Source organism: Cyclobacterium plantarum (assembly GCF_011290685.1).
GTDB lineage: Bacteria > Bacteroidota > Bacteroidia > Cytophagales > Cyclobacteriaceae > Cyclobacterium > Cyclobacterium plantarum.
On sequence record NZ_JAANYN010000008.1, the window covers coordinates 231,717 to 253,834 of the forward strand.

Annotated in this window: 13 protein-coding genes; 7 read left to right on the plus strand and 6 right to left on the minus strand. The window is 45.9% G+C overall.

Annotated elements, in window-relative coordinates:
- The first annotated feature begins 167 nt into the window (after positions 1 to 167).
- From G9Q97_RS18475 to G9Q97_RS18505, 7 genes are all read left to right on the plus strand, one after another.
- Positions 168 to 1,970, plus strand: a complete 1,803-nt coding sequence (locus G9Q97_RS18475; protein WP_166149641.1) for a c-type cytochrome — start codon at positions 168 to 170, stop codon at positions 1,968 to 1,970.
- 66 nt (positions 1,971 to 2,036) lie between these two features.
- A complete protein-coding gene (locus G9Q97_RS18480; protein ID WP_166149523.1) occupies positions 2,037 to 4,256 on the plus strand; it encodes an outer membrane protein assembly factor BamB family protein in 2,220 nt (739 codons plus the stop codon).
- A 378-nt stretch (positions 4,257 to 4,634) separates the two neighbouring features.
- The gene (locus tag G9Q97_RS18485; RefSeq protein WP_166149525.1) at positions 4,635 to 5,186 is read left to right on the plus strand and encodes a DUF2911 domain-containing protein; all 552 of its coding nucleotides are present in this window, start codon (positions 4,635 to 4,637) and stop codon (positions 5,184 to 5,186) included.
- A 3-nt stretch (positions 5,187 to 5,189) separates the two neighbouring features.
- The gene (locus G9Q97_RS18490) at positions 5,190 to 6,323 is read left to right on the plus strand and encodes an amidohydrolase family protein (protein WP_166149527.1); all 1,134 of its coding nucleotides are present in this window, start codon (positions 5,190 to 5,192) and stop codon (positions 6,321 to 6,323) included.
- 293 nt (positions 6,324 to 6,616) lie between these two features.
- Positions 6,617 to 8,587 (plus strand): right-handed parallel beta-helix repeat-containing protein, encoded by a 1,971-nt coding sequence (locus tag G9Q97_RS18495; RefSeq protein WP_166149529.1) that lies wholly within the window; start codon positions 6,617 to 6,619, stop codon positions 8,585 to 8,587.
- 79 nt (positions 8,588 to 8,666) lie between these two features.
- A complete protein-coding gene (locus G9Q97_RS18500; RefSeq protein ID WP_166149531.1) occupies positions 8,667 to 9,338 on the plus strand; it encodes a MarC family protein in 672 nt (223 codons plus the stop codon).
- A gap of 83 nt (positions 9,339 to 9,421) precedes the next feature.
- Positions 9,422 to 9,745 (plus strand): hypothetical protein, encoded by a 324-nt coding sequence (locus G9Q97_RS18505; protein ID WP_166149533.1) that lies wholly within the window; start codon positions 9,422 to 9,424, stop codon positions 9,743 to 9,745.
- Positions 9,746 to 9,749: 4 nt separating this feature from the next.
- On the opposite strand, the gene G9Q97_RS18510 is transcribed toward G9Q97_RS18505, so the two are convergent.
- The 6 genes from G9Q97_RS18510 to G9Q97_RS18535 form a co-directional block, all read right to left on the minus strand.
- A complete protein-coding gene (locus tag G9Q97_RS18510) occupies positions 9,750 to 10,178 on the minus strand; it encodes a DsrE family protein (protein ID WP_166149535.1) in 429 nt (142 codons plus the stop codon).
- Positions 10,179 to 10,221: 43 nt separating this feature from the next.
- Positions 10,222 to 13,341: an efflux RND transporter permease subunit gene (locus G9Q97_RS18515; protein WP_166149537.1), complete on the minus strand. Its 3,120-nt coding sequence runs from the start codon at positions 13,339 to 13,341 to the stop codon at positions 10,222 to 10,224.
- A gap of 12 nt (positions 13,342 to 13,353) precedes the next feature.
- Entirely contained in the window at positions 13,354 to 14,517 is a 1,164-nt protein-coding gene (locus G9Q97_RS18520; protein ID WP_166149539.1) for an efflux RND transporter periplasmic adaptor subunit, read from the minus strand.
- Entirely contained in the window at positions 14,514 to 15,983 is a 1,470-nt protein-coding gene (locus G9Q97_RS18525) for an efflux transporter outer membrane subunit (protein ID WP_166149541.1), read from the minus strand. Before G9Q97_RS18525 ends, G9Q97_RS18520 begins: the two co-directional genes overlap by 4 nt.
- A gap of 179 nt (positions 15,984 to 16,162) precedes the next feature.
- Positions 16,163 to 16,648, minus strand: a complete 486-nt coding sequence (locus tag G9Q97_RS18530) for a hypothetical protein (protein ID WP_166149543.1) — start codon at positions 16,646 to 16,648, stop codon at positions 16,163 to 16,165.
- Between the two features lie 1,144 nt (positions 16,649 to 17,792).
- Positions 17,793 to 22,106: a hypothetical protein gene (locus tag G9Q97_RS18535; RefSeq protein ID WP_166149545.1), complete on the minus strand. Its 4,314-nt coding sequence runs from the start codon at positions 22,104 to 22,106 to the stop codon at positions 17,793 to 17,795.
- Positions 22,107 to 22,118 lie beyond the last annotated feature (12 nt).

Here is a 22,118-nt window from a genome sequence, read left to right on the forward strand (position 1 = left end):
CTTCCCATTTCAGAAAATCTTTCTGCCGCGGCGGAGGGCCAGGGGGATTTTTTGAGAATAACATATATCATCCGGAATAAAATGGTAAGACCAATAGCATAAATAGACCGAATAAAGTTAAATTACCTGTTCAAAATGCTGATATCCCTTTAAATACACAAAAAATGATGCCCCGCATTCGCAGATTAACCAAATTAGTTTATTTGAATTTTGGCTCCAACCAACTGTTTTGGATTTACAGCCTCATTATGGCAATGCTTTTCAGCGTTTCCTGCGAAAAAAAGCAAAGCGAATTGCCGGCCAGTGATGCGGATAATGGTGGATTGATCCTTCCGGGTGGATTTGAAGCACTGGTGGTCATTGATAGTGCCGGCCCGACCCGACATATTGCGGTCAACGAAAATGGAGACATTTATGCCAAACTCCGCTTTTCAAGAGACAAGCAGGGTGGCACCATTGGCATGCGGGATCTCAATGGGGATGGAAAAATCGACTCTCTCGTCCGCTTTGGTGACTATGAGGATGTAGGTGGGTCTGCCGTGGGGGTTACCATCCACAATGGATACCTTTATACCAGTACGGTAAGGCAGGTATTGAGGAATAAACTAAGTTCCGGGGAATTAGTACCCGGCAGCAGAACAGAAGTCATTCTCACGGATACGAACCCGAATGTAGCCAGAAACTGGCACACCACGAAGCCTGCTGCTTTTGACGGGCAAGGCAATATGTACATCCCATTTGGATCGCCTTCTGATGCGGGTCAGGATATCGAAATCTATGGTCCAACCGGAATCCCTGAAGGAAAGGGGCTGGATCCCAGTCCGGAACGGGAGATGAATGCCGGCATCTGGAAGTTTGACGCCAACAAAGAGGGTCAGGTTCAAACTGACGGAACCAAATTCGCCACAGGTCTTCGGAGCATTGTCGGCATGACCTGGAGCCCGCTGGATGACCAGCTCTATGCAGTAGTCAACGGCATAGACAATTTTCACACCCTCTATCCAAAGCTATACTCCTCCTGGCAGGCAGCTGTCCTGCCCTCGGAAACATTGGTGAAAGTGACGGAGGGTGCTGATTTTGGCTGGCCTTATGCGTATTACGACCAGTTGCAGGGGAAAAACGTTTTGTCCCCGGCATATGGCGGTGACGGTAAGATCGTTGGCAGGGCAGCGGAATTTGACAAGCCTGTGATCGGGTTTCCCGGTCACTGGGCTCCCATGGAATTGCTTTTTTACCAGGGAAGCCAATTTCCAGAAAGGTACAAGAAAGGCGTGTTCGTCGCCTTTCATGGATCCACGGATCGATCTCCCTACCCGCAAGCCGGATACATCGTCTGCTTTGTTCCCCTGATCGACGGTGTACCTGGCGACTGGGAAGTCTTTGCAGATGGATTTGCCGGAGTAGATACGGTAGAAAATACCGGTGATGCCCTTTACCGTCCCATGGGCCTGGCTGAAGGCCCCGATGGCTCCCTGTATATATCCGATTCGAACAAAGGGAAAATCTGGCGGGTAATGTACAAGGGAAGCAAAAAGGAATTTGGCGAAAAGCAATTGGAGGAAATGAAGCGGCTAACCGCCCACAAAACCTATATCAAAACACCGGTAGAGGGTGTTGATAATCTGGATAAGGGCTCGCTTCTTGAAGGAGGAATTCTTTACAATACTTACTGCGCTACCTGTCATCAGCGCAACGGCGAAGGGGACAATAACCGATTTCCACCCCTCGCCCAATCCGATCGCGTGCTTGGGGAGATTGAGCCCCTCGTTGCCTCCATCCTAAACGGCATACAGGGCGAGATTACGGTAAGGGGAAAAACCTACAACGGGTACATGCCTCCGCATGCCAATATCCTGGATGATCATGCAGTAGCTTCCATAAGCTCCTATATCCGAAACAGATGGGGAAACAAAGCCAGTCCCATCAGCCCGAGTGAGGTCAGCAAAATCAGGGAGAAGGTGGTAAAGTAAACATTCACGTTTTAGTTAGCCAAAACTTTATAAATTTACAGGTATTCAATGCTAGCGAGCTGAAAAATGAAAACTGCCATTTTAACTAAGGCCAAAAATCAAAAATATCCGGTAACCTTGGGGGTGATTCTCGGTACGCTCCTTCTATTAGGAAGTGGAGCCTGTACGCAAAATCGCGGTACCTATTCCAATTGGGGCATCTATAAAGCCGACGGGGAAAGTAGCAGCTACTCCCCCCTTGATCAGATCAACAAAGAAAATGTCTCTAAACTTACCCTGGAATGGGTTTTCGAACCAAATGACACCATTGCTGATGGCAGGCCGCAAAACAGTGAAAGCAATCCGATCATCATTGAAGATGTCTTATTCACCACCTCTGCCCGAGGAAGGTTATTCGCAGTCGATGCGGTCACCGGCCTATTAAAGTGGAGTTTTGACCCTTTTGACGGGGAACGCGGAGGCGGAATCAAGCGAGGTGTAACGTATTGGGAGGACGGTCCGGACAAACGCATACTTTTCACCGGCGGCGATAAACTTTTTGCCATTGATGCGAGCACCGGGGTTCCCATCCCTTCATTTGGCAAGGAAGGTAAGGTAGATTTAAACCAGGGCATGCGGGGCGACCCGGATAAAATCTCGGTGATACCCACTTCACCGGGAATTATTTTCGAAGATTTGTTGATACTGGGCACGGAGGTTTCGGAGCTCTATGGTGCAGAGCCTGGCCATGTAAGGGCCTTTAACGTGCGTACGGGGGAGTTGGTATGGACTTTTCACACCATCCCACAGCCCGGTGAAGTAGGGCATGAAACATGGCCTGCGGATGCCTGGAAGTATGCCGGAGGTGCCAATAACTGGGGAGGATTAAGCCTGGATGCCTCCCGTGGGATGGTCTTTTTTGCTACGGGATCTCCTGCCTACGATTATTATGGCGCAGACCGCAAAGGCATGAACCTGTTTGGCAACTCGGTAGTAGCGGTGAATGCCAGAACCGGGGCCTATATCTGGCATTTCCAAACAGTACACCACGACCTTTGGGACTACGATTTACCGGCTCCTCCAAATCTGGTAACGGTGAAACAAAATGGCCGTAAAATCGATGCGGTTGCCCAAACGTCCAAAGTGGGATTTCTCTATGTATTGGACAGAGAAACCGGGGAATCCTTATTCCCCATAGAAGAAAGGCCGGTACCATCCTCAGATGTTCCCGGAGAGGAAGCCTGGCCCACCCAGCCATTCCCGCTGAAACCAGCTCCCTATGCCCGGCAATATTTGGACGAAACTGACATCGCTGATTATACACCATCCTCAAGGGATTCTCTTATCCAGGTTTTCCGTTCGCTTCGTTATGAAGGACTTTTTACTCCTCCATCCGTAGGTGGAACATTGCAGTTTCCCGGTTCCCGGGGGGGCTCAAGTTGGGGCGGTGCGGCCTTTGATGCCTCGACCGGCCTGCTGTATGTCAGGTCAAATGATTCACCTGAAATCATGCGCCTGAAAAAAGTAGCGCCTGAAAAGGCCATCACCAACCTTTCCGTTTACAAACAGGGAGAATCGATCTATACTACCTATTGCGTGAGCTGTCATGGCAGGGATCGAAATGGAGACGAACAGGGAAATCCTTCCCTGGTAGGGTTAAAGGGACGTATGAGCCGGGAAGATGTGCTTACCAAGATAAAGCAGGGAGGAGGTAAAATGCCCAACTTCTCCAGCGTCATTTCTGACAAAATAAAAGAAGAAGCTATTCTGGCTTACCTTTTTGAGAACGAAATCAAAGAACGTTCCCGAAGGGAAACATCTTTCCTGAACGAAATTAACAACAACCAGGATGCATCCCGTGAAACCCAATCCATAGATAGCCTTCCGCGATACCTGAACCTTACCGCCTATGGATATTTCAGGGATTCAAAGGGCCGACCGGGTATCAAACCGCCCTGGGGCATGCTTCATGCCATCGATTTGAATACCGGGGAGTATGCCTGGAGCGTCCGTTTGGGCAATAATATTGAACTCCAGTTTGGTGAGCAAGAGACAGGTGAAGCGGGTTCCGCCGGACCCACAGTTACCGCTGGCGGACTGGTGTTTATAGCCGGGACGAGGGATAACAAATTTAGGGCTTTTGACAAGGATACAGGTGAAAAACTTTGGGAAATTGACTTACCGGGTTTTGCCAATGCCAATCCCAGTAGCTTTCAGGTGGATGGCAGGCAGTACATCGTACTTTCTGTAGGAGGAAATTCCGACAACACGGCCGGATCGGTAATGGCGTTTTCATTGCCTGACTGATAGATGCTAAAAAAGCTTTACACGCCTATCCTTGTACATACAATGGTGATGAAACCAGTGAAGCTGTATAAAGGGAGATTTACACAGGCTGGACCATATTTCCGGGGTACGATTCTGCTGGAAAGTTGGGTTGAGTTCCCTGGCTTGTTCCGGTTTCTTTTTTTCAAGTCTTCGAAATTGGGTTATATTTCTCTTTCACTCATCAACAAGTCTTCCTTTCCAAATTTCCTATAAAAAAAATGTGCGTATCAATTTTATTTAATAAACGATCAATAACCTGTTCCTTGATTATTTCAGTTTGATTCTGTTAGTAAGAATTTTTTTTGTAGTTCAGGTTTACCATTTATTTCGTAACTTCAATATCTAAAAATCCTCATTATGAAAAAGAATATTTTAATTGGAGCTGGAATAATCGTATTGATATTTATTATCTGGGTGGTTTATGGCTTGTTTTTCGCCACACCGGTAAGTCCCCCGGCTACTACTTCCTACAGCCAGGACGGGTTGGAAATCACTGTGGAGTATAGCCAACCGTCCAAAAAAGGCCGGCTGATATTTGGGGAGGAAAGTGATGGTGCATTGCAGCCTTATGGACTTTATTGGAGGTTGGGTGCGAATGCCGCTACGGAAATCACCTTCAGCCAGGATGTAACCTTTGGTGGCGAACCTGTAAAGGCAGGAACCTACCGCATGTATGCCATTCCCGGAGAGGATGCATTTGAAGTGATTTTAAACAGCGAAACCGATGTTTTCTTTGGTGCGGTAGAGCCGGATTCGGAATTGGATGTGGTGAAGGTTGATGCCCCGGTCCAAGCAACTCCTTCGGAAGTGGAAACCTTTACCATTGCTATCAGCTCCTCAGACGGCGGTGCCACAATTGCCTTTAGTTGGGATCAAACCCGGTTTACCGTACCGGTTGCCCTACAATAATTAATGGCATTCTCTAAAAAGAAATGGGTTTGGATGCCCCTTTCGTTTTTATTGTTTCTGGGCCTGGCGTATTGGCTTATAGGTAAAATTCAGTATAGGCTTAACCTGATGGATGTAGAAGAATATGCACCTGTATCCACGCTTAAAGTGCCAGAACACCTACTCACCAGTGCGAAGTATCCTTTCGTAGATGTGCATAACCACCAGTTTACCATGCCCATTCAAAATCTGGACAAATTGGTACAGGAGATGGATGATCTGAACATGGCCGTAATGGTTAATTTAAGTGGTTTTAGAGGAAAATACCTGGAGTGGTCGCTGAGCAATGTCAACGAAAAGTATAGCAATCGATTTATCCTTTTCATGAATCTCGATTTCGAAAAGCTGGATGACGAGGGCTGGCCAAATGAAACCCTGACCATGATGGAAGAGGCGGTTAAGATGGGTGTAAAAGGCTTGAAAGTATATAAGACTTTAGGCCTCACTGAGACGGATAATGAGGGTAATAGAATACAGGTTGATGACCCCCGTTTGGACCCTATATGGGCCAAGTGTGGTGAATTGGGCATCCCGGTGTTGATCCATACCGGTGAACCTGCTGCTTTCTGGCTGCCTAAAGACAAGCACAATGAGCGATGGCTGGAGCTCAAGCAATACCCTTCGAGGTACAAGGATCCGGAGGCAAATCCTTCTTTTGAGGAAGTAATGGCCGAACAGCACAATGTCTTCCGAAAACATCCGAATACCAAATTCATTGCAGCCCATTTGGGTTGGTTTGGCAACGACCTTGCGCGATTGGGAAATTTGCTGGATGAAATGCCGAATGTGTATACCGAATTAGGTGCCGTTTTGGCGGAATTAGGAAGACAACCGGTGACGGCCAGGGCCTGGTTGATAGCCTATCAGGACCGGGTTATGATGGGAAAAGATGCCTATAACAAGGAAGAGTACTACACTTATTTCCGTGTGCTGGAGACCAGTGACGAGTATTTCGATTATTACAGAAAACGGCATGCGCATTGGAAAATGTATGGCCTGGCCCTCCCCGACCCTGTCTTGCGAAAAATCTACTATAAAAATGCTATACAGGTGATTCCTGGCATTGATGCCTCTCTGTTTGAAAGGCCTGATAACTAAAAAAAAACAGGGTTTTTTGTCTGGTCAATAAAAAGTCTTTTATAGATTGTTTTTAGGTTGCTCTCTGCCGATGTTTTTTTTATGGCTTTTGGTTGGCTGGTTTAAGCAACTAAATCTTAACCTATTTTAATCATTTCATATCCGAAAAGCGCATTTTTCCTTTTTAACCAATCAATTCCCAGCGATTCCAAATCGGCTGTCTATCTATTTTCGAACTTCTAATCAGTTTCTGCCTGGCCTAAGTATGCATTAATACTGGTAATTTTTTATCTTGTTTCAAAAAATTACCACACATGAAACCCGAGCACAACTGCATTCTCCATTTAAAATCCTTTATTCCTTTATTATTTTTACTGTTTTTCCTATGCTTAGGGAGGCTGAGCGCACAGGATGCGGTAAGTTCCGGGGAATTTATCACAGAACCCCCTACCCTTTTAAACCTTGGATTTGAGTGGAAAATTGAAGGAGATAAAAACCGCAATGCAGCGGTAAAAGTCAGCTACCGGGAGGAGGGTACTTCCAAATGGCTGGATGGCATGCCTTTATTGCGGATTGGTGGCGAAAAGGTGTTTCGGGAAATGGAACAATTGGCATATACGGTTCCCCATCAATTTGCAGGGAGCATTTTGGATCTTAAACCGAACACCAGGTACGAATGTCGTTTTGAACTTTCCGATCCGGATGGGGTCGAAGGAATTGCATTTCACGAAATAAAGGTTAACACACGGGCAGTGCCGGTTGCTTATGAGGGAGGGCGAACCCTCCATGTCTACCCGCCGGACTTTAAAGGTGAAAAGGAAGAACCATCTTTTAAGGGTTTAAAAAAAGCCTATTATGGTTCCGGACTGGGTGATTGGTCTGTGGTAAGTGAGAAAACTGTTCAACCCGGAGACATTATATTGGTACATGCCGGTACTTATAAGGCAGACTTACTGAATTATGTTGACCCACATGGGATCCCATTTGATGGGACTTATGTCCTGAATGTCAAAGCCACCGAAGAAAAACCCATTGTCATCCGGGGCGCCGGCGATGGGGCAGCCATTTTTGATGGAAATGGTGCCCATCGATTATTTGATATTATGGGAACAACCCACCATATTTTTGAAAATCTAACCTTCCGCAATACGGATATTGTGTTTTCTGCGGGTACCAAGGGAGTGGTGGGTGCCAGTAACCTTACCGTCCGCAATTGCCGGATGGAAGAAGTAGGTATTGGTTTGATTTCGGAATTTGCCGGATCAAGAGACTTCTATATTGCAGATAATGTAATTTTAGGAAGAGATCCCCGAAACCACCTGGTGGGTTGGGCCAATCCGGACCCTTATCCTCCCAGCCCTTTGAAAAGTTATATGGGCATAAAAGTCTATGGTTCGGGGCATGTTATTTGCCACAACGCAGTGGCCTATTTTCACGATGGGATCAATATATCCACCTACGGCAGGCCGGAGGAAGAACAGGAACTGAAGGCCGTTTCGATTGATATCTACAACAATGACATTCACTTGATGGTAGATGACTTTATAGAAGCAGACGGAGGCGTCCACAATATCCGGGTCATGAGAAACCGGGGGGTCAATGCAGCCCAATGTGCACTCAGCGCCCAGCCGGTTTTTGGGGGGCCGGCTTATTTTATAAGAAATGTCATGTACCACATACCCAACGGGTATGCCTTCAAATTTATGGCCAAGCCTGCAGGTTTATTGGTTTACCACAACACCATTATTTCGGAAAACAGGAATACCCAGACTTTTTCAAATGCCCATTTCAGGAACAACCTCTTTATGAGTACCAACGTTTCAGGAAGGCCGGTGAATGCCTTTCCCTTTGCAACGGCTTATTCTACCTCAGATTACAACGGATACCGGACCAATCCCCAAACTGAAAATCATTTCCTTTATCTTGGGCCGGCAAATAATAAGGTATACGATTATGAGGCAAGCAGCGGGGATGTGCAAGGTTTTTCCTCCCTGGAAACCTTGTTTGCTGCCAGTGGTCTGGAGGCAAATGGCCTTTTGCTAGATTATGGAGTGTTCAACGAAATGGAAGCCCCGGATCCCGAAAAACCCCATCGTATTTACCATGCTGAAGACCTGAATTTTACTTTAAATCCAAATGGTAGTGCTGTGGATAAAGGCACCGTGATACCCAATGTCAACGATGATTATGCCGGAAAAGCACCGGATTTGGGCGCCTTGGAAGCCGGAGAAAAGCCTCCGATCTTTGGTCCCAGGGGTCTGGAGGAAAGGGTTTGGTACAAATAAATTTAGGTAATACGCCAATTCTGTTTTTGGCATACATCCTGCTTGAGGTTAGTAAACCAAAAAATTTCTTGTATTAACTATGGATTGGAGTCTGAATCTTAATTTTCTGGCGGCCATGCTGGCCATGGTAAATCCCATTGGACAGATACCCATTTGGTATGAATTAACGGGAGATTCAACCCCAGGGATCAGGAGAACGGTAGCCCTGATGGTTACCGCCACCTCCTTTTTTATTTTACTGGTGTTTTTATTGCTTGGAAAATATATTTTGGGATTCTTCAGTATTGACATTGAAGTATTTAAAATTGCAGGGGGATTTTTGTTGATGTTTACGGCATTGTCTATGATCCAGGGTTCCGCCACCAAACTTCAGGACATACAGGAGGAAGCGGATACGGATCTGAAATTGGCAAAATTACGTTTCGAAAAAGTAATGGTTCCCCTGGCCATTCCCATGTTGGCTGGACCGGGTTCCCTCACCACAGTATTGCTGTACAGTTCTAGCGCTACAAATGCAAGTACCTATGCCGGCTTATCAGGCGTGTTATTACTGAGTTACTTTTTGCTTTTTATTGTTTTCAGTTTTTCCCATTATGTAGAAAACAAAGTCGATGATATTGTCTTTGCGGGGTTTACCAGGTTGTTTGGTTTAATTGTTGCTGCTATTGCGGTCCAATTTATGGTAGAGGGATTAGGAGAGGTTTTTCCCAATTGGATGGAAGGCGGCTCCGCTGTAGATACGGATAATTAAACCGTTGCCGCTACGTACCTTTAAAATTTGATTTTCACCTAAAATACATTGTATTAAATTACTGAAAAACAATCATATAGAACATGTCTGATACTATTTGGATAGCCTTTATCGGTTTTTCAGGGGCGGTGATCGGTTCCCTGGCTACCCTGGCAGGGACTTGGTTAGGGCATTATCTTAAAGAAAAATCGGAAGCCAAAAAAGATAAATCCAGGAAAGACCTGCTTCTCCGCTTATTAAATGATGCAGCACATCAATGGCGGGAACTGGATACACTAAAACATGTGATCGGTGCAGACGAGACTACAACCAAGCGCTTGCTTATCGATATTGGTGCCAGGGCATCCGAGGACGGCAAACCAATTTGGGCGCTTATCGGTAAAAAGCCACTTCCCGGAAAACGGTGAAAGATTAATTACCTGCCTTAATATATGCCCAGCCCTGCTCCTGTTTCAGAATGATTTCTGCCAGGGCTGATGGAACCGTGATCACGCCGGAAATCAGGTCCTCCTTACTCGCCTTGGCCCTGCGCATGGTGTTTTCACAAGCAGCGAATACCACGCCTCGCGTAAGCAGATCAACTATACCATCTTTTACCTGACTCTCTGCTTCAAGGAGCAATGGCAAGGCTTTTCCGTGGCAAATAACTTCAATTTCCGCATTGGGTAAGGCTTTAAGGATATTATTGAGCTGACCGACGGCCTGCTCCTGATCCGCGGCTTCTCCTTTGGTGACCTGGAATACTACGCGGTGAACTTCCTGATCCACTACTTGTGCTTTGAGCAGAAAAGGGCTGCTCAGAAATAATACGAGCAGAATAAATCGAACAAATGATATCATAACTTTTTTAAATTTGTTCGAATATACGCCAAATTTCAAATTATCATGCCGGTATTTTTTCTTCTTTTTCGGGTTTGGCTGCCTGTACCAGGTCATCAAAGATCATATAGAGGCACGGTACGATTACCAAAATAATGGCGGTAGCGAAAATAATTCCAAAACCCAGAGAAATGGCCATAGGAATTAATTGCATGGCCTGACTGGAGGTTTCCATAATAATGGGGGTCAAACCTCCAAAGGTAGTCAGGGTGGTTAAAATAATGGGCCGAAACCTCCTTACTCCCGCTTCATGGATGGCTTCAAATGCTGAAGTGTGTTCACCACGGTGTTTGTTGGCATAATCAATCATGATCAGGGAATCGTTTACCACAACTCCGGAAAGGGCAATTACGCCCATTAAACTTACAAGTGACAAGTCATACCCTAACAGAATATGACCTATAACTGCCCCTACGATGCCAAATGGAATGGCCATCATGATCACTATAGGCTGAGTGTAGCTGCCTAGAGCCACTGCCAACAGACAGAAAATCAACAACATGGCAATAATAAAACCGGACCAAAGCGCCTCCGTAGATTCCCGCATTTCCGCTTGACTGCCTTCATAGGTCCAGGCTAATCCTGGAAAGTCAGCCCGCAACTGGGGCAATACCCGTTCATTCATCGCCTTGAGTACCCGGGTCTGGGCGGCAGGAGGTTCCACGTCCATGCCCACATTTACTACTCTTTTACCATCCCTGCGATTGATATTGGTAAAGGTTTCACCTTCCTTGATGCGCACTACATCCAATAAAGGAACAGCGGTACCATTGGGTGCCTGAATGATAAAATCCTCCAGGTAGTCCATATCTTTGCGTTCTTCAAGGGGTAATTTTACGCGAATCTCAAATTCATTGATTCCCCGAAGTTGGCGCATGGCAAGGGCCCCGAAAAAAGCATCACGAATTTGCTGCCCCACGATGTTGGGAGTAAGTCCAAGGTTTCGGCCTTCTGGTAGTAGTTCAAAACCCAACTGCAATTTCCCTTTATTGTAATTGTCACTGACATCCCGGGTTTCAGAAAACTCATTGGCTCTTTGCAGAAATTCTTCGCTGGCTCGCTCCAGCACCTCAATATCAGGGTGACTTAGATCCACACTGATATCCTGACGTGCTCCACCCGGGCCTCGCTCCGCCTCAAAATTAATTTGATCCACACCTTTGATATCGCCAATGTTTTCCCTCCATAGGGCAATCAGTTCCTTAGGGCTCATATCTCGCTCATCCGGTGGTTTCATGACAATCTCTACATCAATAAAATCCTTTCCCCGTACATTCGTTTTCACCCCTTCTGCCACCTCGTAAAGGTTATGGGTTTCAAACATTTTTCGGGTATTGGTAGTAATTTCCTTAGCAATTTTTGCTGCCTGGTCATTTGTTGTACCCACAGGAAGGCGTACAGCGGCCTCAATTTCATCGGCTGCCACTTCGGGCATCAGCACCATGCCCATGTGATCGCTATAGCCAAAACCACCCACCAGTATCAGTAAGGAGATGGCAGCAGAAAAGGTGAGGTAGCGATTTCGCAAGCACAGGTCCAGAAAGGGTTTGTATGTCCGATTGACAAAGCGGTTGAAACCTTCGGCAATAGTACCTTGCCAGGTTTCCAGCTTTATTACCCAGGGATGTTTTTTTGATTTGGGGGCCTTGGTGACATGCGAAGGTAAAATATATAATGCCTCAAATAACGAGACAAATAGTACCACTATCACTACCACCGGAAGTGGCCACCAGTATTTACCGGTTTCGCCCGGAATAAATAAAAGCGGTACAAAAGCCATTACGGTTGTCAGAATACTGATAACCACCGGCTTGGATACATCTTTGGCTCCCAAAATGGCGGCATCCATGTGAGAGTAACCCTTTTGCCGGTATTCATAAATATTTTCTCCCACTACAATAGCATCATCCACAACAATACCTAGGACAATCAAAAAGCCAAACATGGATATCATGTTGATGCTAATCCCTACTGCAGGGAAAAAAATCATGGCACCAATAAAAGAAATGGTCATGCCCATCATTACCCAGAAAGCCAACCGGTATTCCAAAAACAGGCCTAAGATAACGAGAACGATCAAAATGGCCATTAATCCGTTTTCTGTGAGCAGTGAAAGTCTTTCACGAAAATCCTCGGCCCTATTGCTTTCCACCCGAACCTGAACACCTGGTGGCAGGCTTGGTTTAAATTCTTCCAGGATGGTTTTTACAGCTGCTTCTATTTCCAGGGGAGATTGGTTACCTATTCGGAACACTTCCAGATCTACTGTATTTTGTTGCTCAAATTGCCCGTGAAATCCTACTTCTTCAAATCCGTCCCGTATACTGGCGATATCCCCTAAAGTAACAGTGGATCCGGACTCGGAAGAAATTATATCAATTTTTGCGAATTCATCAGCCACGAGTTTGCGTTCTTCCATTCGCAGGAGAATTTCTCCAGAAAGGGTTTCAATGGATCCGGCAGGAATATCCCGGCTTGAATTTTCAATCAGATCCGCCACTTGCCCCAATGTAAGGTTGTATTTCAACAGGGTATTTCGGGGGATTTCAACATGAGTTACAAAATCAGGCACATTGCCGATTTCTACCTGGGATATTTCGTTGTTACTTAGAAAACGGGTCCGCAATCTTTCAGCCAATATGCGAAGTGTCCAAACGTCCACATCGCCATAAATACCTACCTGTATCACATCCATTTGTTGGTTTTGCAGGATAATCTGAGGCCTTTCGATATCATCAGGAAAAGTTTGTATCCTACTAACAGCCTGATTGATGTCCTGTAGAGCCTTCATGCGATCGGTACCCGGAATCAACCATATCTCCACCGTACCAGAGCCTTCATTGGCCGAAGAAATGATTTCCTTGATACCCTGCACCTGTCGAACTGTTTCTTCTACCGGCAGCACGATGCCCTGTTCCACTTCCTCCGGAGCTGCGCCGGGATAAACCACAGACACTTCAACAATATCCAGCTGGAACTGTGGAAACACCTCTTTCTGGATGGTGTACATGGTATATACACCACCGGCAAGCAAGATGACCATCAAAAGATTGGTGATGATGGGCCTCCTGGCCATAAAAGCGATGGCTCCTTTTTCTGTATCCGGTTTTTTTCCTTCTTTCATGGCTATGGTGTTTTAGTCTTCATCCAATCGAAGTGGTGATCCATCCACGACTGTAGCCAAATCGGTGGCCACTACCTGAGCATTGTCTTCCAACCCTTCATTAATATAGGCATAATCCTGATCTTCGAAAAGGATGCTGACCTGCTTTATTTGCAATTCTCCATCCTGCATGACCCAAACAGTATTGCCAGGTCGGATGTATTGCCTTTCCAGGCGGGTCACATCTTCCAATTTACGGGCTTCAATCTGTACTTCCACAAAGGTCCCGATGATCAGCGGTGGCTTTTCCGGATCAGGTTTTAACCTAACCAATGGATCTTCCACCCCAATGATAACTCTCGCCAACCTTGTTTGGTTATCCAATGCGCCAACCAGGCGTGAAACCCTGCCTTGCCGGAATTGCCCGGGTTCCCAGGCTGCAGGATGAACTATTTTGACGGGAGCCCCCAAGCCGTCGGTATTTTCTTCAATATCCAGCCAGTTGACCTTGGAAAGTGGCACATTGGCTACCACCCAGTATTCCTCAATCCCAACCAATCTTCCCAGATCAGATCCCGGCGGTATTTGCGAGCCCAGATTCACGTTTCGGCTCAAAATATGCGCATCAAAAGGTGCCCGGATGCCGGCCCTTTCCAAATCCAGTGATGCCTGGTTGACTGCAGCTTCTGCGGCAGCTACATTGGCCTTTGCAGCTTCAAGTTGGGGCTTCCGGAGGACCAAATCGCGATTTTCCACTGATAATTCATCTCCAATCAATTCGTAATCTTTTTGTGCCACATCCTGACGTCCCAATTCTACCTTATAATTTGATTCCGCCAAAGCCAGATCACTTTTCCTAAGCATCAGTGTATTTTCAAAGTCTGCAGGATTGATCTGTAGCAACAAATCTCCTTTATTCACATACGCTCCTGGAAGGAATTGAGGAGCAATACGCGTAATTTCCCCTCCTACCTGGTTGCTCAGCGAAATATCAGTAGCCGGCTGCACAATTCCGGTAGCCACGACAGTAGGTGAAAAATCGCCCTTTTCTGCCTGAACCACATCCACCAGCATGGCGGTGGTTTTGGAAGCACCCTCCATTTCTGCCTCAGGGGCTGTCCAAAAAAAGATCAAGGCTACAAGGATACTTCCTGCCACTAAAGCCAGGCTAATCCATACGGTTTTCTTTTTCGTCATTTTGTAGGAATTGTGTTTTCATTCATGGTAAATTCTCCACCGGTTTCATTGGGTGTTGGAAAGCCACCGGCCAGGGCGCGGTACAAAGACACCCTAAACAACAGCTGATCCAATTTGGCATTTACTAAATCTCGTTTCAATTGCTGCATCTGGTCCAGCGTAACCAGGACATCCAGGTAAGCGATGGAGCCGTTCAGGTATTCCACACGCAGTTGCTGAAAGGCCCTTTCCGCAAGGTTAAGCTGATTCTCAAGGTAACCGATACGCTCCTTTTGTAGGTTTTCCCGGTTCAGGGCATCTTCCACTTCCTGCAATGCTAGCAAAACTGTTTGCCCATAAGCTTGTATTTGTTGCTCCCGGAAAGCCTCGGCTTGTCTTTTTTCAGCCTTTAATCTTCCTCCATAAAAAAGAGGCATCAGCAAACTACTGGTCAAAGAGGCTGCCTGGGATTCTACCAGATTGGTAAGGGTATTGGATCGGAGTGCACCGGTGAAGTTAAAAGTCAGCCTGGGGTAAGTATTGCTAATGGCGACTGCCACCTCCCTGTCTGCTGCCTCCATTTGATGAAAACTACTTTGAATATCAGGGCGACGGTTGATCAATTCCATAGGTAGGCCGGCATCTGGCAAAGGTCCCAATTCAGGCAATTGACTTTCCGAAGGAAGGGAAAGATTTCCCGGAGCTCTTCCAAGCAATACCGCCAACCTGTTTTGTAGGGTTTTTACTTCAATTTGTATGGCCATGGACTGCTCCCGGGTATTTTGAATCAGCTGTTCCTGACGGAGAATATCCACTCCCCTCACCTGTCCGCTGGCAAATCTCGCCCGGATCAATGCCAAAACCTGTTCGTTGTATTCGGTTTGTTGGCGAATAAGTTCGAGTTGCTCCATAAAAGCCTGCAAGGAAAACCAGGTGAGCGCCACCTCTCCAGCAATACTTATGGCCAGCGTTTGGTAGTCCAGGTAACTCGCCTTCAGCCTGCTTTCCGCAGCCAACTTACTTTGCTTTACCCTTCCCCAAAGATCCACTTCATAGCTGCTGCGGAGAGACAACTGAGTATTCTCTCCTCCAACAAAATCAGGAACAGGACGACTTGCTCCACCCTGAAGTTCCAAAAAAACCTGAGGAACCCTTTCTGACGCGATTATGGCAACGTTACTGGCTTCCTGTGCTACCTGATACCAGGAACCTTTTAATTCCAGGTTATGAAAAAGGGCACTATCAACCATTCCATTAAGTTCGGGATCCCCGAAAGCTTTCCACCAGTCAGCCTCCAGCTCATAAGAGCCGGTGGGAAGGGAAAAAGCATCAGGAGTGGTTATCGGTACATCTCTTGTAGTAACCTTATTCCCACATCCTGCCGAAATCCCTACAAGAAAAAGAAAAAAAATAAAATTAAAACTGCCTTGTAATCTATACAGGGAAATTGGAAAACGGTTATTTCTAAATTGTTGGGTATCAGGCAAAAGAACTATTTTTTTAAGTTTAGATATAAATAAAGGTTTACTTCCATGATAGGATATATTTTGTTACGCTACAGTTGACCAACAATGCTACTGCTGATAATCTCCTAAAATTACAAATTATGGTTCAACATAAAAGGATAGCTTGCAAAGTAAGGCAATAATCTGAAGAAAATCTGAATCTATTGATAAGGCTTTTTAAGGGTTTCCAGGAGTTTCTGGTAATCGTACTGTAGGTCTTCATGCAACTTTTCTATCAATTTCTCCACTTTACCTACTTGTAATGCATATAAATTTTCTATAACCGGGTGCCGGTACTCCAGGTAGCCAAATTCCTGTAGTTTTTTGCAAAAAAAGGCAATGATTTCAATCCTTGCAGTAGGATCCTTTGTAAGTTTCAGGTTTTTATTCAGGATTTTACGAATACTTTGTGCTGATTTTTTTGCCAGGTAATAATTGTTCTTGTTGGCCTTAAAAAATGCAATTTCCAGTTCTTCCTTCAAAGTATCGATAAAAAGTGTGGATGTTTCGGTATCGAATAATTTAAAATAAAGGAAAGCTTTGTTATCCCGGCTGAGTTTACTCAGGTGTAGTATCAACTCAATCAATTCTTTTGGCTCTTTGTGCTGTAGTTCTTTTCTTATTGTGCTTAAACTGGGGATTTGCATGGTGTTTTTTATCTGAAACGTTCGAATTGCCCTATCGGGTAGAAAAGTTTTAAATATACCCATTTTCGAAAAAAAGAACATGTGATAAACGAATTAACCGGAAAGGAAAGACTCCAATCTGAAAAATACCTAAAAAAAAATCCTTAATCAGTCTCTTGCAAGGCTCCCTATCTCAAACAATTAAACGGGATCCTCTATGAATCGATGCCCGATACATTTGCCAGTTTACTTCAATTAATTTAGAACATAAAAAGAGAAATATACTGAAAATCAAACATTTATATATTGATGAACTGAATTCGAATTAAGACCGTCAATAAAAGCCAATTGAATCGTCACTGCGAACCCTTTGTCCTGGGTATAGGTGCTGGGAAAGGGGGTGGCAGTCTCCTTTGGCCAGTGATTCCCACGGCTTTCACCGCTCAAAACCGGCTTTAAGCCTACCGATGACGTTTTTGTTAAATCACTGTAAATCAATGTATTGAAAAACAAACAATATCATCCTGATTTGTGTAATTTCTAAATGTTAAGCCTACCTGTGAAGTAATTGAATCAGTTGTTTTTATAAAGAAGAAACCCTAAAAAATCTGTTAGATAAAGAAGAGAAAAATTTTAATACGAAAAGAGCGCTGGCCCGACAAAAAACCGGGGGTGCGGCAGGTTTGTGGGGAGAAGGATTTTTTTGTTCCCGATGAAAAATCGGGACAAAAAGTACAATAGAAACAAGCTAAAATACCATAAACAGCCTATGACTCACCATTATCCATTGAACAATGAGAATTTTATATTCCCCTATAATGCAAAAAACCTATCGTCATCCCGATTTCTGCGTTTTATAAAATGTTAAGTCTACCGATGACGGGTCTTGTCGTCACTGCGAGGGCGCAGACGGGAATAAAAAGGGAATCGAAAATAGCCATGCACCCGCGGCAGTCTGAGGGGGTACGGGGACGACCTTTCGATCCTATTCCCATTTCCCGATGGATATATGCCGCCGCTCCGAAACAGATCGCTTTTAGGCTGAGCCTGCCGAAGCCCGCTTTCTGCGTTTTTTTAAAATGTTACTTCTCGGAATGACGGTTTTTTAACGAAATTCAATCGAACTCAAGTTATTAGAGTGAAATTATCTGAATAAAAACCAAAATCAATCACAATCGGTGCAACATATATCAGGCACCTTGGTCAGCCTGGAAGTACGCAATATACGGTGATGGCCCAACTCATTACTGACCGGACTATTTAAATTTACGGGGGCGGCTGTGCTGCCCGCTGCTGTGCCAAAACGCTGCTTGTAACTTTGATTAAAGGATTCTCGCTGACCTGAACTCATAAAATTACTGGTAGATTGAGCGACCAGCGCATCTTCAAGTCCGGATACATGGTCGAATACATTTTTAATATGCGGCAATACTTCCACCACTACCACGCTCAAAGAGGCATCAGTAGGCAATCCGTAAAGACGTAAGAATTGATTGATTTCGGTATTGCTCCATATAGTGGTTCCATATTTAGTGGCATTCTTGTTTTTGTTCGTTGCCGTTTTTAGTTTAAGGAATTTGCTTGCTGAAGAAATATCCCCCTGCCCTTTCAGGGTTTTTATGGCGATCTGATTAAGCAGTTGAAGTTCCTGCTGTGAGTAAGACTCCTGAATGTTTTCCTGTACCGCTGCCTTTACCTGAACGCGCCAGTCAAGGGGCCGGTCATCCAGGAGGATGTTGCGGTAATCCTGGTTATCGACTCTTTTCACTTGTGCATACAGCAAGGCCCATAATCCTGTTCGGGGGGGATTTGCTGTTACATTTTTACCTTTGTGGACCGCTGAGGCATAAGGCGCGGTAACCCAAATTTTATCTTTATCCCTATTGGGCATGCAAGACAAGGCGGGTGCGGGATGTTGAATTCCCTGCATCTTTAACCTTCGGCCAAACCTACCCTGAGCAGTGGTCCACACCTTTTCTCCTTCGTCTCCCTCATTGACTGGGGGCCGCTCAAAGTGTCCTACCCGAAATTCATAGGTAAAAAAGCCAAACATTTCGTCACTGTTGGCATGTAGCCCGGGTGGCAGGGGCAGGATATAATGTACATCGCTGTCCTTGCTTTTTATCATGGCCTGCATGGCATTCAGACCGGCCAGGTCATTGGAAGAAGCAGGAGAAACGATGCGAATAAACTCAGGATCAATGGGCAAAGTTGGTTCCTCCGGCGACAAAAACAATGAAGGATGGTTATTGCTGATCAATTGGTCAGGTGCCTGGGCCAAAACCCGGGCAAAGTAGCAGTCTTGCGGATCCTTTACCGGCTGATCAAACTCAATCCAAAGATACCTTTTCCTTGATTCGCTGTTTTCGTACTTTTCATCCCGCATATAGGGGGACAAAGCATAACCAGCCGACACGATTACAGGCACCTGCGCCGGGGGACTGGTGATGGGCAGTGTCATTTCAGTTGCTTCCAGATCATCACGGCTGGCTCCATGATCGGACTTGAACCTTGCTTCCAGGCTGTAGGTTAGGTCGATGCTATCAGGAAAGCTTTCCGTATTATCCCGTTTAGGCTCAACGGCATCAAAAAACACCAATTGAGTACTGTTTCTTTGTGGACTGTCAAGTGATTCAAATGAAGCAGTTCGGATCATTTTGATTTTGCCTACCCTTACATCCGTTTCACCGTTACCTTCAGCATCATGCGTGAATTTTTTGGATCGCCTAACCCAAAATGCTTCGGTCTGCATGGCATCCCACATCCAGTCACGATCCAACTCATAATTCAGACAACAGATCCAGTGATGGTACAAATCACCCTTGGATGCGAAAGTTATGGAAGAGCCATCCGGTGCCAGGCTGTGCCGGATGCGACTGCTGCAACCAAAAACCACCCTTTTTCCTTTGGGAGCATACAGTGTAAGCCCATTGCTTTCCAGGTTCAATCTATCTGCAATTTGCTGAATATTACTATTTTGATTTTCCTGAGATTTTCCGAAAAGCAGGGTATTCCAGGTACCGTCAAAGACTGTTGTTGCATCAGGCCGCATGTACAAGCCCTGAAGAACAGGAATGCCAGCGGTCTGAACCAACAGCCCCGTTTCATCTTGAGAAGGTTGATAAAGCAACACGGAAAAAGAAGCGCCATAACGGACGTCCAATTGGGGATTGGCTGCATCCACTACTCCATAATAAGCTTCTGTTTGGGAATCTGTTTCCTTATCCTCACAAACAGCCCTGATGGTAAGCCTGGCTGTTCTCCCTGTAGGTAATACCAATTCACTCAACTGGTCAATATCATCTTCCAACCCCAGGTCTTGAGCCAGATTTAAAGTTGGCCCTGTATGCAAAACCTTGTCTGTTCCCTGTATATCCCTGTAAATGATGGGGATATTCAGGTTAGCTTCATACTCGTCTTCATTATTCCCTATGGCCGGAAAGTATCTATAGGTGGTGTACAGGTGGATGTAATCGTCTTTTCCATTTAGGCTTTCCAACTTGTCCAGCTTCAATGTGGCTATTTCCACAGTGATCTGCACCCGGTCCACATCCGGGTCGGCTATGCCCAGCCCCACCCGATGTTCCGCATCTCCTGCCTCAGGACTGAGCCCCAGATTAGACTGTTCGATTAGTCGGTCAATTGGGTTTGAATATTTACCGGTATATACCACTGCAGGATAGCCCAATTTAGGCCTGCGAATGGTCAATGCTTCCAGTTGGTTTGGTCCGTCCACGCCAGTAACAGGATGTTCATCCCCTGGCTGAGCCTCGGGATTGGCTTCAACTTCCAGAATTCGGGGCTGAATGGGAGAAATAAATCGCTTAAAACGGCAAAATCCGATATCAGAAGGGGTTTCATTGATGGGCTGTCGCTCTATGGCCGGTACGCCACCGCTGATATCCTGCATCCGGACACGGAATTCGTAACCTTGCCCATAACGCAATACGGCATTAACAGGTCCTGCCTGATAGATTTGGTTCAGTTGATTTTGTGCTGCTCCGGAAACGCCGGTACCTGTGGTTACCGGATTTCCATCCTTGTCGGTGGCTGCCTGTCCATCAGGGTCAGCATCCAGGTTGGGATTTGTTGTCTGGTATACCGTAGCCGCATCCTCATCAGGAAGGACCATGCTGTGTCCTGTCCAGTTGGCAAAATACATGGGCAGCCAATAGGGTTGTCGTTCTCCGGTAACCTGTTCGGTCCCATCCAGCTGAGTGGGATATACCTGGTAAGGCAAATCACCAGAAAAATCCCCCAATACAATGGCATCGGCTGGATTGGCCGGGTTTCGGCTCAGGCTGAAGGTATTGCGGTTGCTGACCCAATTCAAAGATTCCCATACTCCCGGTTCCTCGCCTTCCGCAGCCTGTTGCCGCACATCAATTACAAAACCATTGATACCTATAGGCGCATCCAGCCTTTTGACCGGCCCGGCTACGCTGCTATCGACTGCCAGCTGCCGCATGTACCAATTCAGTAACTGTAAATCATCCCATCCCAATTGAATACCTGAATCCGTTAAAGGATAGGATCCATCCACTTCTTCTATCAACGGATCCCGGTGGGGTGACTGGTGGCAATGAACCGTTTTTGCAAAACCATCGTCGTAAATAGCTGTTTCAATAAAAAGCTCATCATAATTCCCATCATGCACACTCAATACCGGGTACAGCAAAGGTGCAAATACCTGTCTCGGTTCTCCGGGACGCAAGATGGGAATACGGGCTGCATAGCGTTTGATAAAGGTATCATCAGCAGCAAACTGAGGACTAAAACTACTACCATCGGCCAAATCCAGGTACAAAAATCCTCCCTCCGGAAAAGTATCCGCCGCAATGGGCAGATTAAAGGAATAAATAAATCCGGCAGCACGTGCCAGCAAGGGGTGCCGGAGTATATGGGCAAAAACCTTTCCCCAACTGATGGAGGGGCCGGTTTGCTGAAAGCCCTGGTAAAAATTTGCTGCTTTGACGGCACAATGATAGGTATCATCCGTAAAAGCATTTTTACTTTTAATGGCTTTTAACCCAGTGGCTTTCAAGAAGGTTTTGGGCAGGTGTTTGTAGACGGATACACTGCGTGGCCTGGGAGCCTCAAATTGCCTGGATTGGGGAATATTCAGTAAACTGGCATTGCTGTTTATCATGCTCACATCCAGGATCTGCAGGTGGTTGGCCATGGCTTCGAAAATTTCCCTGGGGTTTTGGGGAGCCTGGATGTTTACAGGGAGCGCGTTTGCCAATGGCTGTGGTTGTGGTAAAGGATTTGCGCCAAATCCCTGGACCAATTGGGCCCCAAAGGAAAAACTGGCATCAGCAAAAGCCACTGAAGCATCAGGAATTGCCGGTTCCTGTCCGGTGATGATCGGATTTAATGGGTTATGGTCTCTTGGTAGCACCACAATATTTACCTGCAATTCGTTTCCGTCAAAATATTGCGGAAAAGTCATGATCGAAAGTCTTTGGTTGGGATTCATGGCAAAAATGTA